General features: G+C 47.6%; 24 protein-coding genes and 1 other annotated feature. Of the genes, 1 reads left to right on the forward strand and 23 read right to left on the reverse strand.

Features of this window, described 5'->3' with window-relative positions; translation table 11 throughout:
- Positions 1-139: 139 nt before the first annotated feature.
- Positions 140-352 carry a DNA-directed RNA polymerase subunit omega gene (gene rpoZ / locus CES79_RS05785; protein WP_054655091.1) on the reverse strand — a complete coding sequence of 71 codons (213 nt, stop codon included), beginning with the start codon at positions 350-352 and terminating at the stop codon, positions 140-142.
- Between the two features lies 1 nt (position 353).
- Complete coding sequence (gene gmk / locus CES79_RS05790) at positions 354-974, reverse strand: guanylate kinase (protein WP_089136590.1); 621 nt, start codon at positions 972-974, stop codon at positions 354-356.
- A 175-nt stretch (positions 975-1149) separates the two neighbouring features.
- On the opposite strand from gmk, the gene CES79_RS05795 reads away from it, so the two are divergent.
- A complete protein-coding gene (locus tag CES79_RS05795) occupies positions 1150-1485 on the forward strand; it encodes a hypothetical protein (protein WP_089136591.1) in 336 nt (111 codons plus the stop codon).
- A gap of 95 nt (positions 1486-1580) precedes the next feature.
- Here the strand turns inward: CES79_RS05795 and recN are convergent, their stop codons facing one another.
- The 21 genes from recN to fabG form a co-directional block, all read right to left on the reverse strand.
- Entirely contained in the window at positions 1581-3293 is a 1713-nt protein-coding gene (gene recN / locus CES79_RS05800; RefSeq protein WP_089136592.1) for a DNA repair protein RecN, read from the reverse strand.
- 92 nt (positions 3294-3385) lie between these two features.
- Complete coding sequence (locus tag CES79_RS05805; protein ID WP_089136593.1) at positions 3386-3838, reverse strand: arginine repressor; 453 nt, start codon at positions 3836-3838, stop codon at positions 3386-3388.
- 80 nt (positions 3839-3918) lie between these two features.
- Positions 3919-4734: a TlyA family RNA methyltransferase gene (locus CES79_RS05810; protein ID WP_054655087.1), complete on the reverse strand. Its 816-nt coding sequence runs from the start codon at positions 4732-4734 to the stop codon at positions 3919-3921.
- A gap of 9 nt (positions 4735-4743) precedes the next feature.
- Positions 4744-5646, reverse strand: coding sequence for a polyprenyl synthetase family protein (locus tag CES79_RS05815; protein ID WP_089136594.1), 903 nt, complete (start codon positions 5644-5646; stop codon positions 4744-4746).
- The gene (locus tag CES79_RS05820; RefSeq protein WP_054655085.1) at positions 5639-5905 is read right to left on the reverse strand and encodes an exodeoxyribonuclease VII small subunit; all 267 of its coding nucleotides are present in this window, start codon (positions 5903-5905) and stop codon (positions 5639-5641) included. Before CES79_RS05820 ends, CES79_RS05815 begins: the two co-directional genes overlap by 8 nt.
- Positions 5902-7257 carry an exodeoxyribonuclease VII large subunit gene (gene xseA / locus CES79_RS05825; RefSeq protein WP_089136595.1) on the reverse strand — a complete coding sequence of 452 codons (1356 nt, stop codon included), beginning with the start codon at positions 7255-7257 and terminating at the stop codon, positions 5902-5904. The genes CES79_RS05820 and xseA overlap by 4 nt, the downstream gene beginning before the upstream one ends.
- Before the next feature lies 1 nt (position 7258).
- The gene (locus tag CES79_RS05830; protein ID WP_089136596.1) at positions 7259-8110 is read right to left on the reverse strand and encodes a bifunctional 5,10-methylenetetrahydrofolate dehydrogenase/5,10-methenyltetrahydrofolate cyclohydrolase; all 852 of its coding nucleotides are present in this window, start codon (positions 8108-8110) and stop codon (positions 7259-7261) included.
- 190 nt (positions 8111-8300) lie between these two features.
- Positions 8301-8723, reverse strand: a complete 423-nt coding sequence (gene nusB, locus CES79_RS05835) for a transcription antitermination factor NusB (protein WP_089136597.1) — start codon at positions 8721-8723, stop codon at positions 8301-8303.
- Positions 8720-9163: an Asp23/Gls24 family envelope stress response protein gene (locus CES79_RS05840; RefSeq protein WP_054655083.1), complete on the reverse strand. Its 444-nt coding sequence runs from the start codon at positions 9161-9163 to the stop codon at positions 8720-8722. Before CES79_RS05840 ends, nusB begins: the two co-directional genes overlap by 4 nt.
- A gap of 30 nt (positions 9164-9193) precedes the next feature.
- Positions 9194-9760, reverse strand: a complete 567-nt coding sequence (gene efp / locus CES79_RS05845) for an elongation factor P (RefSeq protein WP_089136598.1) — start codon at positions 9758-9760, stop codon at positions 9194-9196.
- A gap of 85 nt (positions 9761-9845) precedes the next feature.
- A complete protein-coding gene (locus CES79_RS05850; protein WP_089136599.1) occupies positions 9846-10901 on the reverse strand; it encodes a M24 family metallopeptidase in 1056 nt (351 codons plus the stop codon).
- A 65-nt stretch (positions 10902-10966) separates the two neighbouring features.
- A complete protein-coding gene (gene rpmA, locus CES79_RS05855) occupies positions 10967-11263 on the reverse strand; it encodes a 50S ribosomal protein L27 (protein ID WP_054655079.1) in 297 nt (98 codons plus the stop codon).
- A gap of 21 nt (positions 11264-11284) precedes the next feature.
- Positions 11285-11614, reverse strand: coding sequence for a ribosomal-processing cysteine protease Prp (locus CES79_RS05860; protein WP_054655077.1), 330 nt, complete (start codon positions 11612-11614; stop codon positions 11285-11287).
- A gap of 17 nt (positions 11615-11631) precedes the next feature.
- Positions 11632-11940, reverse strand: coding sequence for a 50S ribosomal protein L21 (gene rplU, locus CES79_RS05865; protein WP_054655075.1), 309 nt, complete (start codon positions 11938-11940; stop codon positions 11632-11634).
- Between the two features lie 20 nt (positions 11941-11960).
- Positions 11961-12035: a sequence feature (ribosomal protein L21 leader region), on the reverse strand.
- A gap of 73 nt (positions 12036-12108) precedes the next feature.
- Positions 12109-12867 (reverse strand): carboxyl transferase domain-containing protein, encoded by a 759-nt coding sequence (locus tag CES79_RS05870; protein WP_408005811.1) that lies wholly within the window; start codon positions 12865-12867, stop codon positions 12109-12111.
- The gene (locus tag CES79_RS05875) at positions 12864-13724 is read right to left on the reverse strand and encodes an acetyl-CoA carboxylase carboxyltransferase subunit beta (RefSeq protein WP_089136600.1); all 861 of its coding nucleotides are present in this window, start codon (positions 13722-13724) and stop codon (positions 12864-12866) included. The genes CES79_RS05870 and CES79_RS05875 overlap by 4 nt, the downstream gene beginning before the upstream one ends.
- A gap of 3 nt (positions 13725-13727) precedes the next feature.
- Positions 13728-15104, reverse strand: coding sequence for an acetyl-CoA carboxylase biotin carboxylase subunit (locus tag CES79_RS05880; protein ID WP_089136601.1), 1377 nt, complete (start codon positions 15102-15104; stop codon positions 13728-13730).
- A gap of 9 nt (positions 15105-15113) precedes the next feature.
- On the reverse strand, positions 15114-15563 hold the full coding sequence (gene fabZ, locus CES79_RS05885; RefSeq protein WP_089136602.1) for a 3-hydroxyacyl-ACP dehydratase FabZ: 450 nt from the start codon (positions 15561-15563) through the stop codon (positions 15114-15116).
- An 11-nt stretch (positions 15564-15574) separates the two neighbouring features.
- Positions 15575-16036 carry an acetyl-CoA carboxylase biotin carboxyl carrier protein gene (locus tag CES79_RS05890; RefSeq protein ID WP_089136603.1) on the reverse strand — a complete coding sequence of 154 codons (462 nt, stop codon included), beginning with the start codon at positions 16034-16036 and terminating at the stop codon, positions 15575-15577.
- Positions 16036-17268, reverse strand: a complete 1233-nt coding sequence (gene fabF / locus CES79_RS05895; RefSeq protein WP_054655069.1) for a beta-ketoacyl-ACP synthase II — start codon at positions 17266-17268, stop codon at positions 16036-16038. Before fabF ends, CES79_RS05890 begins: the two co-directional genes overlap by 1 nt.
- A gap of 11 nt (positions 17269-17279) precedes the next feature.
- Positions 17280-18014 carry a 3-oxoacyl-[acyl-carrier-protein] reductase gene (fabG, locus tag CES79_RS05900; RefSeq protein WP_054655067.1) on the reverse strand — a complete coding sequence of 245 codons (735 nt, stop codon included), beginning with the start codon at positions 18012-18014 and terminating at the stop codon, positions 17280-17282.
- Between the last annotated feature and the right edge of the window lie 2 nt (positions 18015-18016).

Here is an 18016-nt window from a genome sequence, read left to right on the forward strand (position 1 = left end):
CCAAACGTTTCGTTAATTGTTTCGTTAATTAATCTTTATTATTGTACCAAAGTAAATGCCACCTTGCACAAACAAAACCGCCATCTTAACACCCACTTAATTGGGGGTCAAAACAGCGGTTCAGTAGTGGTGAAGCTCATTAGATCTGGTCAGTTTCATCTGGGTCGATAATAATTTTACCAGCCGCAATTTCTTCCAATGCACGGCCAATCGTTTTTGGTGATTCATAGTGGTCTAACAGTGGCTTAGCGCCAGCATCTAGTTGGTGCGCACGCTTGCTAGCAAGCATGATCAATGAATAACGGGAATTAACACGTTCAAGTAACTTATCTACTGATGGGTATAATAACATTCTATTCGTCTCCCTCTAATAACATTTGTTCATAATCTGGCATTACCCGGTTGACCCGTAAGCGTTCTGAACGTATAATCGTTCGAATACGCGCAACCGCGTTTTCAACTTCATCGTTCACAACGGCGTAATCATAGTTACGCATCATTTTAATTTCGCCAACCGCTTTTTTGATTCGAGCGTTGATCACGTTCATCTCTTCGGTCCCACGGTTGATCAGTCGGTGCTTTAATTCCATTAAATCAGGTGGGGTCAAGAAGACAAAAACAGCATCCGGTACGTTTGCACGAACCTGCATCGCACCGTTGACTTCAATCTCTAGGAAAACGTCCTTACCCGAATTTAAAGTCTCATTAACATATTTTAATGGCGTTCCATAGTAGTTGTCAACATATTTGGCGTATTCGAGCATCTCACCATTCTTGATGTTCTCTTCAAACTGCTCTTTGGAAACGAAAAAATAATCAACGCCATCCTTTTCGCCTTCGCGCGGCTTACGGGTAGTCATGGAAATGGAGTACTGAAAATCAGTGTCTGGCTCATCAAACAAAGCCTTACGGACAGTCCCTTTACCAACACCGGACGGCCCGGATAACACAATCAACATCCCTCTTTTAGTCATTACTTGAGATCCCCTTATCTAGTTTCAAAATGATAATAAGAACCATTATCGCACGCCAGACCGCGCTTTGACAAGCTCTAACTCAGGCTTTTCAAAATAATCGTGATTTAGACTTGCAAAGACAAACGTAGGTTCGTATAATAATAAATGCAAACAAATGTTCGAGGTGATTAAAATGTCCAATCAAGTATCTGCAATTAAAAAATTCTCGTCCCAGTTAAACGACCGTTACCGCCAATTTTTAGTCATTGATCCTACCGAACCGTTGGGAATGCCACAAGCGCAACGCGATTACTTTTTAGAACAAGCGTTGACCCGTCACTACCACGTGACCCTGCACCTGAATTTGCCAAGCGAACCAGGTGAACCCAGCGAAAATGAAGCGTTGATGTCTGGCTACCTTACTCAGGGGCCTAAAGACACCCTGTTAGTCACTAATGCCAGTCAAAATATCACTCAAGTCGCTCATTTGAATCAAATCAAGTTTGTTGAAAGAAACGATTATCGCTAAAACAGCTCGTACAATCAATTAATTTTATATTTAAACCAAATACTAATGGCGTGTTAACACCTCTCAAACGAGAGCTGCTGACACGCCATTTTAGATTACTTGCTTGGAATCCGTTGCTGTTTTTCTTCAGTCGCCATGTCCAATAATTCTTTTGCGTGGTCCAGCGTTAATTCCGTCACTGTGGTCCCGGCCAGCATCCGTGCCAGTTCTTTGACTCGCGCTGACTGATTCAACCGTTTAATGTGGGTCACCGTTCGATCACCCGTCACCTGCTTATCAATAAAGTAGTGGTGGTCGCTCATAGCAGCCACTTGCGGTAGGTGGGTAATGCAAAGCACTTGCGACTCGTTTGCGATGCCACTGATCTTTTCGGCAATCGCCTGCGCCACGCGACCAGAAACGCCAGTATCGACTTCATCAAAGATAATCGAAGTGACGCCTTGTGACTTCGAGAAAATCGTTTTTAACGCTAACATCAGCCGCGATAATTCCCCACCGGACGCAATCTTAGCTAAGGGCCGAATCTCTTCACCCGGGTTGGGCTGAATGTAAAACTCAACGTCATCCATCCCCGTGGCAAAATACTGCTGATCATTGGTTGGCTTAAAACGCACTTGAAAGACCGTTTTAGCCATGTAAAGGTCCTTTAGCTCTCCCTTGATTGCTGACTCCAGCTTGGTAGCGATTTTATGTCGCTCGGTGGTCAGCTGCTGGCCATACTTAAGCAGTTGCTGCTCTTTTTTGGCTAACTCTTCATCGAGGTCGCCTTCATCAATTTCAGCGGCCTCCATATCAGCTAATTCTTTTTTGATTCGTTTCAGATAACTTAAAATCTGCTTTTCGGAATCGCCATACTTGCGCTTTAATTGGTGAATCACGTTTAAGCGGGCTTCGATCTCATCTAACTTGTTATCGTCCCACTCCAGCTGATCGACTTGTTTGGAAATCTCACCAGAAGCGTCTTGTAAGGCATAGTAAGCCGACTGCAACGACTCAAACAACTGGTTAAACGCTGGATCCAGATCCGCAATTGCAGACAGCGAATTCATCGCTGTCCCGCTAAGATCCAAAGCCCCGGTGGACTCTTCATCACCATTTAAAGCCAAGAAACCCTCCTGCAGCGATGTGTTGATCTTCTGATAGTTCATTAACCGGTCGCGTTGCTGACTTAACGTGGTCTCTTCATCCGGCTGCAGCTGGGCATCCTCAATTTCTTTAACTTGAAACCGCAGCATATCCAGCCGCTGCGCCCACTCTTTTTGGTGGGTATTGCGCGACACCATGGAATGGTGCAGGTGCTGATAATCCTGATAAGTGGCTTGGTAACGCGATCTAATTGAAGACAGCTCGTCACCGCCAAATTCATCGAGTAACCGCAAGTGCTTGTCTGGCTGCATCAGTTCCTGGTGTTCATTTTGCCCGTGGATATCAACGATGGTCTCCCCCAATTGCTTCAGGGTACTGGTGTTCACTAACATCCCGTTGATCCGGCAAACGTTTCTGCCCGAGCGATAGATCTCGCGTTGTAAGATCACCGTGCCGTCATCGTGGTCAATGCCCAGCTGATCTAATTGGCCATAGGTCTGACCGCCTTTAGGGAAGACGAAGGCCCCCTGAATAATGGCCTTATCGGCACCGGTTCTCACAAAGTGCTGCGAACCACGGCCGCCAGCTAACAATCCGACGGCATCAATGATGATCGACTTGCCGGCACCCGTTTCACCCGTCAGAACCGTCATGCCATCCTCAAATTCAACGTCTAAGCTAGCAATAATCGCAAAATTTTTAATTGAAAGTTCCTGAAGCACCGGATTACCCCCTGTAAGTTGTCTAGACTAATTATACCCGATAACTCAAAAACGAGCTAGACCAGACACTTAAAACTGGCCTAACTCGTTTACTATTCTAATAAATCGTTAATGGCTGCCTGCAGCTTCTGCGACCCTTCATCATTCGTACAAATCGCCAAAACCGTTTGGTCATCACCAATCGTACCGAAAACAAAGTCATAATTCATCTGATCGATCAATGCGGACATGGCCGGTCCATTACCGGGTAAAACTTTAATAATGACGTCCTTACCCTGAGCCGCGATGCTCACGTAAGCATCTTGCAGGGTCCGCTTTAACTTCTTTTTGGTATCCAGCGTTTTTTGAATCGGCATGTTGTACCGATAACCGCCGGAAGCAGCTGGTACTTTAACTAACTGCATTTCCTTAATATCCCGTGAAATGGTGGCTTGGGTCACGTGAATATTCTGTTCTTCAAGCAAACGAACAAAATCTTCCTGTCGCTCAATGTCTTGTGAACTTAGTAATTGACGAATCAAACGTTGCCGGTCTTGCTTCTTCACGCCGCACCATCTCCAATCGAGAAATTTATTTAGTTACATCATACAGCTAAGCTGCTGATTTTAAAAGTAAATTGCAGATTTTATGCAGTTAATATACGGTGAGCCTTTTCAACCGTGCCAGCCACGTCGATTTCCGGTGCCACTTCAGGCGTCCCAGCGACCGATTTCAAATGAATCAGAAATTCAATGTTGCCTTCGCCACCAGTAATTGGTGAAAAATCAAGGTGGCGGGGACTAAAACCGCTATCCACAGCCAGTTGAATCACCTTTTGAATCACACTTTCATGAATTTTAGGGTCCTTCACGATGCCGTGCTTACCCACGTGCTCCCGGCCGGCTTCAAACTGCGGCTTGATCAGCGCCACAACTTCACCATCGGGTTCAAGGATCTGCTTTAGTGGCGGCAAGATCAAACTGAGTGAAATAAACGACACGTCGATCGATGAAAAGCTTGGCTGGCCTTGGGTGAAATCTTCCGCCTTGCTGTAACGGAAATTAGTGTGTTCCATGACGACCACTCGCGGATCTTGACGCAGTTTCCAGACCAGCTGATTGCTGCCGACATCTAAGGCGTATGACATTTTGGCGCCATTTTGCAGCATCACATCCGTAAAGCCACCAGTTGACGACCCAATGTCTAAAACGATGCGATTCGAAACATCAATCTGGAACACTTTGAGGGCCTTCGCCAACTTAAAACCGCCGCGACTGACATAGGGAATCGGCTTGCCCTTGATATGTAAATCAGTATCGATGGGGATCTTAACCCCTGGCTTATCTAGCCGTTCTTCATTTTTGCCCAGCACTTCACCCGCCATCACAGCACGCTTAGCCTGTTCACGGGATTCAAATAATCCTTGAGTTACTAATAATACATCAACGCGTTGTTTTTCCATAACGGGCTCCTATTCTTTAATCTTAAAATAACTGCAAAAAGCGTTCAGCAAACTAAAATCGCGACCAGTAGCGTGGTTTAAAGCCACTAATTGCGCCTCAGCATCAGTTACAACTTGTTTGAGCCGTTTTTTGGTACCAGCCACCCCAAATAAGCCAGGATACGTATTCTTTTCCTCATCGGCATCCTTGTGAGTCTTTTTCCCCAGTTCTTCGGTGGTCGCCGTGACATCCAGCAGGTCATCATAGATCTGGTAGGCCAGTCCAAACTGGTCCGCAAATTTTAACAGCCCCTGCCGTTCTTCCGTGCTCACCTCAGCCATAATGCAGCCGGCTTCAACGGCGTAATGCAGTAGTGCACCCGTTTTATGACGGTGCAGATCGGCCAACTGGTCAATGTTTAACTGCAGATGTTCACTGGAAATATCCTGAGCCTGACCGGCATCCATGCCAGCTGGACCGGCAGCGTGACTGAGGGCTCTGACTAACGCTAACTGCTGTGCATCAGGGATTGCCGCCTTACTGAGCCATTCAAAGGCCAGCGTCAGCAACCCGTCACCGGCTAAGGTCGCCATGCCAGCACCAAACTTCATGTGATTGGTGGGTACACCGCGACGCAAAGGGTCATTGTCCATTGCCGGCAGATCATCATGAATCAGTGAATAAGTATGCAGTAATTCCAAAGCACTGGCCGCCATCAACTGGCCATCAGTTGGCTGGTCATGATAGGTTCGCAGTACTGCTAACGTCAATAATGGCCGCAGACGTTTGCCACCAGCATTGACGGAGTAAGTCATCGCTGACTGTAAAATTGGCTGGTCGATCCACCCATCATTTAACCGCTGCAGAGTTTGGTTGATCTGCGGGACGTATTGAGTTTCAAAATCCTTTAAAATTTGTGACGCATCACTCATTCTTATCATCCTCAGAAGCTTCAAACGTTTCAGTCTGATCATCATCGTTCATCATTTCAGCTAACGTCTTTTCCGCATCCGTTAACTTGACCTGTAAATCGTGACTCAAAGCAACCCCCTGCTTAAACTGTGACAGGGCTTCTTCCAGTGGTACATTGCCCTTTTCAAGCGCCGTCACAATTTCTTCCAGGTGATTTAAATTTTCTTCAAACGTTGGTGTCTCGTTAGAAGTCTTTTCGTTGGTTGGTTTTTCACTCATGATTGTCCATCCTTTTTAGTTGGTTGAATTGATTGAATCGTCGCTTCGGCCTGACCATTCGTCAGGTGCATGACCACTTCATCACCCTGGTGAAGCTGCTGCACATCGGCAATGACTTTTTTGTGACTCGTCACGTAACTGTAACCCCGACCCATAATTTTCAGCGGACTTAGATAATCCAGTGACTGAACCAATTCAGCTAACCGCTGTTTTTGCTGCTGAAAATCTTGCTGCATGTCCCGATTAAGTCGGTCAGACAAGGCTTGTTGATCCTGTTTCAACTGGCTGATCTGACTCGCCGGAGAGGCTACTTTTAGCCGCTGATCAACGGCATCCACCTGGGCGCGGACCAAACTTAACTGGTGTGACATGGTCTGCTGCAGCTGCGTGGTGAGTTGATCGACCTTTTGGCTGTAGCCCTCATACAGGCGCTCAGGCTGCTGGAAGACATAGGCTTCACGCAGTTTTTTCAGCTGTTCTTGATACATCGCCAAATGATGATGGAAAGCGTGGTAAATTCTAACGCGGTCTTGTTGGATCTCTAGTAAAACGTCGCTTAAGACTGGCACTGCCAGTTCAGCCGCCGCTGTTGGGGTCGCTGCACGAACATCCGCAACCAGATCGGCAATCGTGGTATCCGTTTCATGGCCGACTGACGAGATCACCGGAATTTGGCTGTCAAAAATAGCGCGAGCAACCGATTCCTCATTAAACGGCCAGAGGTCTTCGATTGAACCGCCGCCCCGACCAATGATCAGGGTATCAAAATTACCGATTCGATTGACCCGTTCGATCTGACGCACAATGTCGCCAGCCGCTTCGTTGCCTTGAACCAAAGCTGGAAAGAGGACGATCTGCGCAATCGGATAACGCCGACGCGTCGTGGTAATAATATCTCTGATCACGGCCCCACTAGGACTGGTCACTACCGCGATCCGTTTGGGAAAACGGGGTAACGGTTTCTTAGGCGCGGAAAAAACACCCTCCTGGCTTAACTTTCGCTTTAACTGTTCGTAAGCCTGATAGAGCTGACCCACGCCATCCGGTTCCATATGATCCACGTAGATCTGGTAGCTGCCACTAGGCTCGTAAAGCGAGATCCGGCCAGTGACGAGGACCTTCATCCCCTCTTCCGGTGTGAATTTCACCCGTGAAAAAGCCGATTTAAACATAATGGCACTGATCTTAGCGTGATCATCCTTGAGACTAAAATACTGGTGTGCATTAGGACGTAGCCGGAAGTTAGAGATTTCACCCGTGAGATAGACCTTGCCCAAATACGGATCCACATCAAATTTGCGTTTAATATAACTCGTCAGTGCACTGACGGTTAGATAGTCGCTAGGTTCCAAATTATTCACTCCATTTTGCTAATTCAACGGTCTGCTGCATCAGAGTGGCAATGGTCATGGGACCAACACCACCGGGTACCGGCGTAATCTTACCGGCTACCGGCTGGACGCTGTCAAAATCAACGTCACCCGTTAAATGACCGTTTGCATCACGGTTCATGCCCACATCAATGACCGTGGCACCCGGTTTAATAGCGTCGCCCTTAATCAAATTGGCGATTCCCGTTGCCACCACTAAAATATCCGCATCCCGTGTATAAGCTGACATGTCTTTCGTATGACTATGAACCACCGTGACGGTTGCGCTGGCGTTTAGTAGCAGCGCTGCCATTGGCCGGCCAACAATGTTAGAACGGCCAACGATGACGGCGTTTGCCCCAGCTAGTTTCACCTGATAAGCCTTTAACATGGTCATGATGCCCTTAGGCGTACACGAAACGGGATAGTTTTGATCCGAGTCCGAATATAACTTACCGACGTTTTCCGGGTTGAATCCGTCAACGTCCTTTGCTGGTAAAATTGCCCGCGTAATTGCGGCTTCATCAATTTGTTCAGGCAATGGTGACTGGACCATGATGCCGTGAACCGTTTCATCCTGATTATATTGGTCGATCAGACTCAAAATCTCTGCTTGCGTGGTGTTTTCAGGTAGCCGTTTGGTCTCGGAAATGATGCCGATCTGAACGGCCTTACGGTGCTTATTACGCACGTAAATTTCACTAGCTTCATCATCGCCAACAATGATCACGACTAATTTAGGGGCGATACCCCGTGCTTTTAATACCGTTACTGAGGCTTTCGTTTGTTCATTGATCTTTTTTGCTAACTGTTTGCCATCAATTAATTCTGCCATTACCTTCACACTCACTATCTTCGTTAATTTGATGGCTGCCCATCACTATTTCATAAATCTACTGCAGTTTATTTTATCACATTTCAATTCGTTAGGTGCTATGAGCCGGTACTTTGCAAAAACCAACGCCTTAAATCAGCAAAAAAGCACGAAATAATCATTAAGATTATCTCATGCTTTATCTAAAAGCTTATTTATCTGGTTCAATTTCGTGTGACAGCACACCGTTAATAAACCGGCGTGAACGGTCATCACTAAATTGTTTGGCTAATTCCAAGGCTTCGTTAACGGCAACCCGCTTTGGAATGTCAGTTTGATAATCAAGTTCATAAAACGCAATTCGCAAGATCACCAAATCGGTTTTCGCAATTCGCTGTAACGTCCAGTTGGTCGTCAGATACTTTTTAATTTGGGCATCCAGTTCATCTTGTTTATCCAAGACACCGTCAACCAAAGTTTCCAAGTATGCTGGAACCGCTGCTGTTTGCCCATCTTCATCAGCCAATAGCTGCTGGTAGATCACATGCCGATCAGCTTCTGGATTAGCGTTCATGGCAAATAACGTTTGAAAGGCACGTATGCGAATCTGGTGTCGAGTTAATTCTTCAGTCACTTATCCTCACCATTTTCACTTTCGTCATTATCGTCAAAAAGATTATCAGGATCAACCGCCTGAGTCGTCTTTTCAGGAATCACACCTTGAATGTGGACATTAACTTCACTCACGCGCAGATCAGTCATGAACAAAAGCTGCTGTTTGACCTGTTCTTGAATGGCCAAAGCAACCCTTGGTACTGACACACCATAGTTGAGATAAGCATACACATCAACGTTCAGTGTATCACCTGTTACGGATAGTTTAACACCCTTACCGCGTTCCTTTTTGCCGAACAGCTCGTTGACACTATTGGCGATAGAGCCGCGCATTCGAGCCACGCCATCCACGTCACTGGCAGCAATGCCGGCAACGATTTCGAGGACTTGCGGTGCAACTTCAATTTTACCCAGAGTAGGCTCGCTCGCTTTTAAAACAATGTTTGTATCTTCAGCCAATTTCAAGCCTCCGTTTCAAGAAGTCAGTTGTTAGTTAGCACGTGAGATGTATGAACCGCCGTCTTGCGTGTTGATTGAAAGTTTGTCACCTTCGTTAACGAAGAATGGCACTTGAATCACCAAACCGGTATCCATGGTAGCTGGCTTGGAACCACCTGAAGCCGTGTTCCCCTTAATGCCGGGTTCAGTTGACTTAACCGTCAAAACAACGGTGTTAGGCACTTCGATGTTGATGGTTTCTGAACCGTATTGCATCAAGTTAACTTCCATGTTTTCTTGCAGGAATGGGAGTTGATCCTTAATGTTTTCATCCGGCACTTCGATTTGTTCGTAGTTGTCAGAATCCATGAAGACCCGGGAATCGCCGTCTTCGTACAAGTACTGCATCTTGCGAGTGATGATTGGTGCTTGTTCCATCTTAGCACCAGAACGGAAAGTTTTTTCTTGAACGGCACCAGTCCGTAAGTTCTTTAATTTTGAACGAACGAAAGCGCCACCCTTACCAGGCTTAACGTGCTGGAATTCAACGATCCGCCAAATTGCGCCGTCAACCTCGATGGTTAAGCCGTTTTTAAAATCTGCTGTAGAAATTGCCATATTATGTTTCCTCCTAAATAATTCTTACTAATAATACCAATTAAGTGCGTGCAATTGCAAGCTACACCCGTAAATAATTGGCGAATCACAGACTGATCAGGTCGGTCGGACCGGCCGTTAAAATGCGGTGACCCGTTTTGGTAACTAAAATATCGTCCTCGATACGAATCCCGCCAAGGTCTGGTAAATAGATCCCGGGTTCTGCGGTAATGACGTTACTTGCCATCATTTGGTCATCTGAACGGGTCGATAAAGCCGGCCCCTCGTGAATATCAAGGCCGATGCCATGGCCGGTACCGTGATTAAAGTACGGTCCGTAACCGGCAGCTGAAATCAAGTCACGCCCAACTTCATCCAACTGCTGGCCAGACACTCCCGGTTTCACCGCATCAATAATTGCCTGCTGAGCTTGTTGCACGATGCCATAAACTTGTCGGAGTTTTTCACCTGGATCGCCTAAAGCCACCGTGCGCGTCATATCAGAGGTATAGCCCTCAAAATAGTAGCCAAAATCGATCGTGATCAGCTCGCCCGTTTGAACCTGCTTGGCAGTGGCCGCACCGTGGGGCAAAGCGGCTCGCTTACCACTGGCGACAATGGTATCAAAGCTGGCTTTTTCAGCGCCCAGATCGCGCATAATTGCATCAAGTCGATTAGCTAGATAACGTTCCGTTACGCCAGGCTTGATCAACGGTAAAAGCGTCTTAAACCCCTTAACCGTCATCTGGCAGGCATGCTCTAGGATCTGAACTTCTTCGTTTGATTTAAGTTCGCGCATCTGCTCGATCAAATTAGTCATGGGAACAATGTCTGAACTCATGAGTTCGTCAATTCGGTCATATTCGTGAAACGGAATACTGTCTTCAAACCCCAGAACCGTAATGTGCTGTCTTTCGATCTGCTGAGCCGCAGCTTCGAGGTAGTAGCGGGTAATGATCACCTTAAAATCATGGTCGGTGCGTTTCAGTGCTGTTTCATACCTCGAATCAGTAATAACATAAATTTGGTCTGCCGTCACTAAAATCACACCGTCACCATCAAAACCTGTCAGATACTGCTTGTTGACCGTGTCCGTCACTAAAAACGCGTCGATCCGTAATGCATCGAACTGCGCCTGAAATTGTTGAAGCCGATTATTCACGATGAGCCTCCCTCATAAACACCAAATTAAGTCAAATAAAAAAGGCCCCTAAGGGCCCTTTTTTATTATCTAGCTGCAGCTTCTGTCACAGGATAAACGGAAACTTGGCGCTTATCACGGCCTTTACGTTCGAAGCGAACAACACCGTCGACCTTTGAGAACAAAGTATCGTCGTTGCCACGCAAAACGTTAGCACCTGGAAAAATATGCGTACCACGTTGGCGGTAAATGATTGAACCACTGGTTACAGTAGAACCGTCAGCAGCCTTCGTACCGAGACGACGTCCGGCAGAATTACGACCGTTGGCAGTAGAACCGCCCCCTTTATGGTGAGAGAAGAATTGTAAATTCATTTCTAACATGAGTTTCACCTCCATAAAAGATTAGTTAATTCGAATGTACTTCGAATATTGTTTTTCGACATCTAAAAGTCCATTTTGAAAACTTTGCAATAACGCTTGACTGATTCGATCCTGAATGTAGTCATCCACCGGTGGCATCCGGAGACTTAAAAAGCCACCTTCTGCCTGTTTAGCAACCACTACGGGCTCGATAGAAGCCACGGCTGCTAAACCGTTCACGGTACTGATTGATAATGCTGAGACCGCCGAACAAACGATATCACTACCGTAAGGGCCGCTATCAGCATGACCGGTCAGCTTAAAGCCGATGATCCGATCATCATTATCGTAGTCAAATGCTGCTTGAATCATAAGATCACCCACAGATATTAAGCGTTGATAGCATCAATAACAACCTTGGTGTATGGTTGACGATGACCAACTTTAGTGTGTTGACCCTTCTTAGGCTTGTACTTGAAGGTAACAACCTTCTTTTCTTGGCCTTGCTTTTCAACAGTTCCAGTTACTGAAGCACCTGAAACTAAAGGTGTTCCAACCTTAGTTGAATCGCCACCAACAAAGACAACTTGGTCAAAAGTAACCTTGTCGCCAGCATTGGCATTCAGCTTTTCAACGTAGACTGCTTCGCCTTGTTGAACGCGGTATTGCTTACCGCCAGTTACGATAATTGCGTACATGTATGTGCACCTCCTTTTTATATATCACTTAGACTCGCCGAGAACAAGCGCTGCATAACAGACTTAAGACTTGGCCCGTGCGGTTGCAGCTGTGGAAGCCCACAAATACAACAAACTGTATTTTACAAAACATCCAGCCATCCGTCAACCCTTAAAACCAACAAACCGTTAAAATTTTCGAAAAAAGGCGGCTCGTTTGGCTAGTCTAGTTGCATTATCCTGCTGACAAAGTTCACCAATGGCACTGGTCAAAGCCGTTTTCAGTGACCCATCCGTCAGCATTTTTTCGGGAATGATTCGGTGAATAGCGTGCTGCTTTAATAGCCAATCTGGGGTCAATCGCATCAATTCAGCAGCCTTATCCGCCAAATGCGCGTCCTTCCACATGATCGATGCAAATCCTTCTGGAGAAAGCACCGAATACATACTGTTTTCAAACATCCAGATCTGATCTGAGCAGGCCAGTGCCAGTGCCCCGCCAGAACCGGCTTCGCCCACGATCAGGGTTAAAATTGGCACCTTTAATTGGAGCATTTCACTGATGTTTTTAGCAATCATCTGTCCCTGTCCGGCCGCTTCAGCATCCGCTCCCGGATAAGCACCGGGGGTATTAACTAACGTAATAATAGGAAAGTTTAATTTTTCAGCTAATCGCATGACCCGTAACGCTTTGCGGTAGCCGGCCGGTTCCGGGCTGCCGAAGTGCGTCGCCAGCCGATCTTCTAGATTATTGCCCTTTTGAGTGGCAATTACAGCGATCGGCTGATCGGCTAATTTAGCTAGGCCAGCAACAATTGCGGGGTCATCACTGGTGATTTGGTCGCCATGCAGCTCAAAGAAACCGGTAAATAACTGATCAATCATGGCATAAACGTTTGCTTTACAATCACTTCGAGCGCCGGCAATCACTGTCTGGGTATCGGTCACTGCGTCTCACCCCACTTTTTAGCTTCCAAAATACTTAGTAACTGACTTAACCGCTGAGCCAGCTGCTCTCGGGGGACGATCTCATCGATCAATCCCCGCTGATAACCGTTTTCCACACTTTGAAAATCATTGGGCAGCTGTTTGTTGATGGTCTGCTCGATGACCCGTTTGCCCGTAAACCCATATAACGCTTTGGGTTCGGCCAACGTTACGTCAGCCTGGCTGGCAAAGCTTGCCGTGACCCCGCCAGTCGTTGGATCCATAATCACTGAGATGTAGGCTAACCCAGCTTTTCCGTGGTCGTTAACCGCCTGACTGATCTTAGCCATCTGCATCAATGAATAGATACCTTCTTGCATGCGTGCGCCACCGGAAGCTGTCAGCACGATTACCGGTAATTGCTGCTCAGTGGCTTTTTCAAATAACCGGGTCAGCCGTTCGCCATTAGCGGTGCCTAAACTACCCATGATAAACAGCGGGTCCATAATGCCTAAGGCAACCGGATAATCGTCGATCAGCGCTTTACCCGTCAAGACGCCATCTTTTAGATGTGTCGCAGACTGCGCTTTTTTAATTTTACGCTGGTAGTCTGGAAATTCGGTGGGATTGCGCGTTTCTAAATCACTATCCCACTCCTCAAAATGCTTCGTCAGCATCTTCAGACGCCGGCGAGCTGTGACCCGAAAGCCATAACCGCATTCCGGGCAGACCCGGTATTGCCCCGCCTTCTTAAAGTAAAACCCGGCATGACAATGGGGACACTCCTGCCAAATACCGCTGGGCACCTTAGCTTGATCGTGTTTTAACTTCGGCACGGAACGCGATGAAAAGCGTTTAACGTGTTCACCAAACAGCATCGACTACGACACCTCCTGAACATTGCGTTTCATAAATATTGGCATGAATCGCTCTGTCACGTAGGCCGTGGTGGCAGTCCCTTGCTGCACAACGGGATCCGCTAATAAGGCCTGCAAGAAGTTTTGGTTAGTTGCAATCCCCACGAGTTCAAATTCGGCCAGTGCCTCACTAAGCTTCTTCAGTGCTTCTTGATAAGTAGGCGCATGCGCAATTATTTTGACGATCATTGAATCATAAAACGGTGAAATCATATCACCGGCCTGAATCCCGTTATCAACTCGGATACCAGGTCCACCGGGCAGTTTAAGCTGCTTAATGACACCGGCTTGCGGCATGAAGTTCAGCGCGGGATCTTCCGCGTTGACCCGGGCTTCAACCGCAAAGCCCTGTACTTTTAGATCTGCCTGATCAAATGATAGCGGTTCTCCGGCTGCTACCCGCACTTGTTTCTTCACGAGATCAACGCCGGTCACCGCTTCGGTAATCGGGTGTTCGACCTGAATACGGGTGTTCATTTCCATGAAGTAAAACTGATGCTTAGCGTCCATCAAAAATTCAATCGTCCCCGTATTTAAGTAGTCAATAGCCTTCGTTGCCCGAATCGCAATTTGCTGTAGCTGCCGCCTTTCTGGTGCTGACATCTCCGGGCAAGGGCTCAATTCCAAAACTTTTTGCTGGCGGCGCTGCAAGGAGCAGTCCCGCTCTGGAAAAGCCGTCACGTGTCCAAATTGATCAGCGAATACTTGAACTTCAATGTGTTTGGCTGGTGAGATGATTTTTTCTAAGTACATCCGCTGATCACCAAAGGATAACTGAGCTTCTTTAGTTGCGGACTGATAAGCAGCCCGCATCTCATGTTCGTTGGCCACTTGGCGAATGCCCTTGCCGCCACCGCCAGAAGCAGCTTTTAACATAACTGGGTAGCCGACTTCACCAGCCACCTTGACCGCATCCGTTTCATCCTTTAAAAAGCCGGTACTGCCAGGAATCACCGGCACCTTCCCCGCCTGCATTTGAATTCGAGCGTTAGCCTTATTCCCCATTAACGAAATGGTTTGAGGTTTCGGCCCGATAAAGGTAATTTGACAGGACTCACAGAGCTCCGCAAATTCCGCGTTTTCAGATAAAAAGCCGTAGCCTGGATGAATCGCTTCAGCACCTGTCAAAACCGCAGCACTGACAATGTTTTGCATATTCAAATACGAATCAGCCGGCTGCGGGCCACCCACGCAGATGGCTTCATCAGCTAATTTAACGTACTGAGCATCCGCGTCCGCCGTGGAATAGATCGCCACTGACTGGATATTTAACTCCCGCAGTGCCCGAATGATGCGCACCGCGATCTCGCCACGGTTGGCAATCAAAACCTTTTTAAACATCTTATTCACCTACCCAATCATAAAGGTGAGCTCTCCTGAACAAACTTTTTTACCCTCAACGTATGCTTCACCGTGTCCTAACCCCGCGTGACCGCGAATCTTTTCTAGGGTCACAACGAGTTTCAACGTATCCCCCGGTTTGACCATCTGCCGAAATTTAACTTTGTTCATCCCGCCAAAATACGCGGTCTTACCCTTAAATTCCGGTACCGTTAGTAACGCAATCGCACCCGCCTGGGCCATAGCTTCAACGATTAAAACGCCAGGCATCACGGGATTGCCGGGAAAGTGTCCCTGAAAAAAGGCTTCGTTCACGGACACGTTTTTCCTGGCGATCACTTTTTCTCCCGGAACGTAATCCAGCACCCGGTCAACCAATAACATCGGGTATCTGTGCGGTAAAATTTTTTGAATCTCAACCACGTCTAATTCATGTGTTGCTGCTGTTTCTTCTCCCAAATTTCATCACCTCATTGCGTTACTTCAAACAGCGGCTGATCAAACTCAACCACTTCTTCATTGTCCACTAAGATCTGCGAAATCGTACCAGCCACCTTACTCTTGATCTCCGTCATCATCTTCATGGCTTCGATCACGCATACCACTTCACCGGCGCTAACGTGGTCACCCACTTTTTTATAGGATGGTTTATCAGGCGTTGGCTGCAGGTAGATCACCCCGACCAGCGGTGCTTTAATGGTCGCTGCCTTCTGCGCTGGCTGTGAAGTTTTCACCTTAGCCGGCTGATCGGGCTTAGTTTCTTTTATGCCCTTAACTATCTCAGTCGGCTTTTGCTGGCCTGTCTCGACTTGCTGGTGACTAGTTTTATTTTTATTTAGGTAAAGGTGCATCCCTTGATAATCAAGTTCAATTTCGCGAATATTACTATCATTGATCTGCTGAATGATCGTCTGTAGCTCGTCAAATGTCATTACTCCGCCCACTTTCTAAATGCGAGAACGGCATTATGACCCCCAAAGCCAAATGAATTACTAATGGCGTATTCAGTTTGACGGTCACGGTTATCAGCGTTCACTAAGTTCACTTGACAAGCCGGATCTTGGTGAGTCACACCGACATTTTCCGGTAATTGACCGGACTGCAGTGCACCGACTGTCGCCACGGCTTCAATGGCCCCGGCTGCGCCTAACAGATGACCGGTCATGGATTTCGTACTGGAGACCAGAACGTCGCTATCGCTGCCAAAAACGCTGTTGATGGCCTTTGATTCAGCACTATCGTTACCCATGGTCGCGGTGCCGTGTGCGTTAATGTAACCAATATCAGCCGGTTTAACCCTCGCTTCATCGATAGCCAGCTGCATCGCACGGGCAGCTTGAGTTCCCGCTGGATCTGGTGATGTCATGTGATAGGCATCGGCAGTCGCCCCATAACCGACAATTTCGCCTAAAATCTGAGCGCCACGAGCCTGCGCGTGAGTCAACGATTCCAGCACCAAAGTCCCGGCACCTTCACCCATCACGAAGCCTAAGCGATCCGCGTCAAACGGCAGTGAAGCCCGCTGAGGATCAGTTGCTTTAGACAGGGTCGATAACGCTGCAAATCCGGCGATGCCTATTTCGTTGACCGAGGCTTCTGACCCTCCTGTCAGCATCACTTGGGCGCGCCCTGACTGAATTTGCCGAAAGGCTTCACCAATGGCGTTCGTCCCAGAAGCACAGGCCGTCACGATGGTCGTACAAATGTTTTTGGCATGGTAGCGAATGGCCATGTTACCAGAAGCCATGTTGGAGATCGCCGTTGGCACAAACATCGGTGAGACCCGCTGCGGCCCCTTGTTAACCATTTTAATGACTTGTTCTTGAATGGTGGTCAAGCCGCCAATACCTGAACCGTAAATGACCCCCATGGTCTCAGGTTCAGTATTCGCTTCATCGATTCCAGCTTGTTCAACCGCTTCTGCCGTCGCATACATCGCGTATTGACTAAAGGCATCCATTCGCCGCAAATCCCGTTTACCGAGTCGTTTTAACGGCTCAAAATCGTGTAGTTCACCAGCTAAAGTGATCCCGGTTTCACTGGCATCAAAATGGGTAATGGGCTGAAAGCCGACTTTGGCAGTTCGTAAACCCGCTTCAAACTCCGGTACGCTATTGCCAATCGGCGTTAAGGCACCCATTCCCGTAATTACCACTCTAGTCATACTTTTCCTCCTTACTGCATGGTCAAACCGCCATCAACGGTAATGGTCTGACCCGTAATATAGTCGTTTTCGGCTAAAAAGATCGCTGTCTGGGCAACTTCAGCCGTCGATCCCAGCCGTTTAAGCGGAATCTGCTGCAAAATGCCAGTCTTGACTCTATCCGCCAGCTGAGCCGTCATGGCCGTGTCGATCATCCCGGGCGCAATCGCATTGCATCGGATACCACGCATAGCTGCCTCTTTGGCCACTGATTTAGTCAGGCCAATAACGCCAGCTTTACTGGCCGCGTAATTTGCCTGACCGACGTTGCCGGTAAGCCCAATCACACTGGCCATGTTGATAAAGGCACCGCTGCGGGCTTTATACATTGGCCGTAAACAGGCCTTGATCACGTTAAACGTCCCGGTCAGATTCGTGTTGACTACCTGACTAAAGTCCGTTTCGCTCATCCGGTTAAGCAGTTTGTCATTGACGACACCGGCATTATTCACCACAACGTCTAGGCGACCCGCTTTTTCATAAATAGCATCAATCATTGTTTGAACCGCGTCAGGGTCAGTAATATCTGCTGAAAGGTCCCAGCAAGACACGTTTTCAGCCTGAATCGAATCGATCACCGTCTGTGAAACAGCGTGGCGGCCATTGACCACCACGTTGGCACCCTGTTTGGCAAACGCCTGCGCGATGGCCAGTCCAATGCCCTGCGTACTGCCTGTCACTAAAACCGTTTTATCCGTTAATCTCAACT

The sequence above is a fragment of the Secundilactobacillus silagei JCM 19001 genome (genome assembly GCF_002217945.1).
Lineage (GTDB): Bacteria > Bacillota > Bacilli > Lactobacillales > Lactobacillaceae > Secundilactobacillus > Secundilactobacillus silagei.

Excerpts from the sequence above, each read along its gene's own strand:
- rpoZ (WP_054655091.1), bottom strand. The coding sequence starts at position 352 with ATGTTATTATACCCATCAGTAGATAAGTTACTTGAACGTGTTAATTCC.
- gmk (WP_089136590.1), bottom strand. The coding sequence starts at position 974 with ATGACTAAAAGAGGGATGTTGATTGTGTTATCCGGGCCGTCCGGTGTT.
- CES79_RS05795 (WP_089136591.1), top strand. The coding sequence starts at position 1,150 with ATGTCCAATCAAGTATCTGCAATTAAAAAATTCTCGTCCCAGTTAAAC.
- CES79_RS05810 (WP_054655087.1), bottom strand. The coding sequence starts at position 4,734 with ATGGAAAAACAACGCGTTGATGTATTATTAGTAACTCAAGGATTATTT.
- CES79_RS05815 (WP_089136594.1), bottom strand. The coding sequence starts at position 5,646 with ATGAGTGATGCGTCACAAATTTTAAAGGATTTTGAAACTCAATACGTC.
- CES79_RS05820 (WP_054655085.1), bottom strand. The coding sequence starts at position 5,905 with ATGAGTGAAAAACCAACCAACGAAAAGACTTCTAACGAGACACCAACG.
- CES79_RS05830 (WP_089136596.1), bottom strand. The coding sequence starts at position 8,110 with ATGGCAGAATTAATTGATGGCAAACAGTTAGCAAAAAAGATCAATGAA.
- efp (WP_089136598.1), bottom strand. The coding sequence starts at position 9,760 with ATGGCAATTTCTACAGCAGATTTTAAAAACGGCTTAACCATCGAGGTT.
- rpmA (WP_054655079.1), bottom strand. The coding sequence starts at position 11,263 with ATGTTAGAAATGAATTTACAATTCTTCTCTCACCATAAAGGGGGCGGT.
- CES79_RS05860 (WP_054655077.1), bottom strand. The coding sequence starts at position 11,614 with ATGATTCAAGCAGCATTTGACTACGATAATGATGATCGGATCATCGGC.
- rplU (WP_054655075.1), bottom strand. The coding sequence starts at position 11,940 with ATGTACGCAATTATCGTAACTGGCGGTAAGCAATACCGCGTTCAACAA.
- CES79_RS05875 (WP_089136600.1), bottom strand. The coding sequence starts at position 13,724 with ATGCTGTTTGGTGAACACGTTAAACGCTTTTCATCGCGTTCCGTGCCG.
- CES79_RS05880 (WP_089136601.1), bottom strand. The coding sequence starts at position 15,104 with ATGTTTAAAAAGGTTTTGATTGCCAACCGTGGCGAGATCGCGGTGCGC.
- CES79_RS05890 (WP_089136603.1), bottom strand. The coding sequence starts at position 16,036 with ATGACATTTGACGAGCTACAGACGATCATTCAGCAGATCAATGATAGT.
- fabF (WP_054655069.1), bottom strand. The coding sequence starts at position 17,268 with ATGACTAGAGTGGTAATTACGGGAATGGGTGCCTTAACGCCGATTGGC.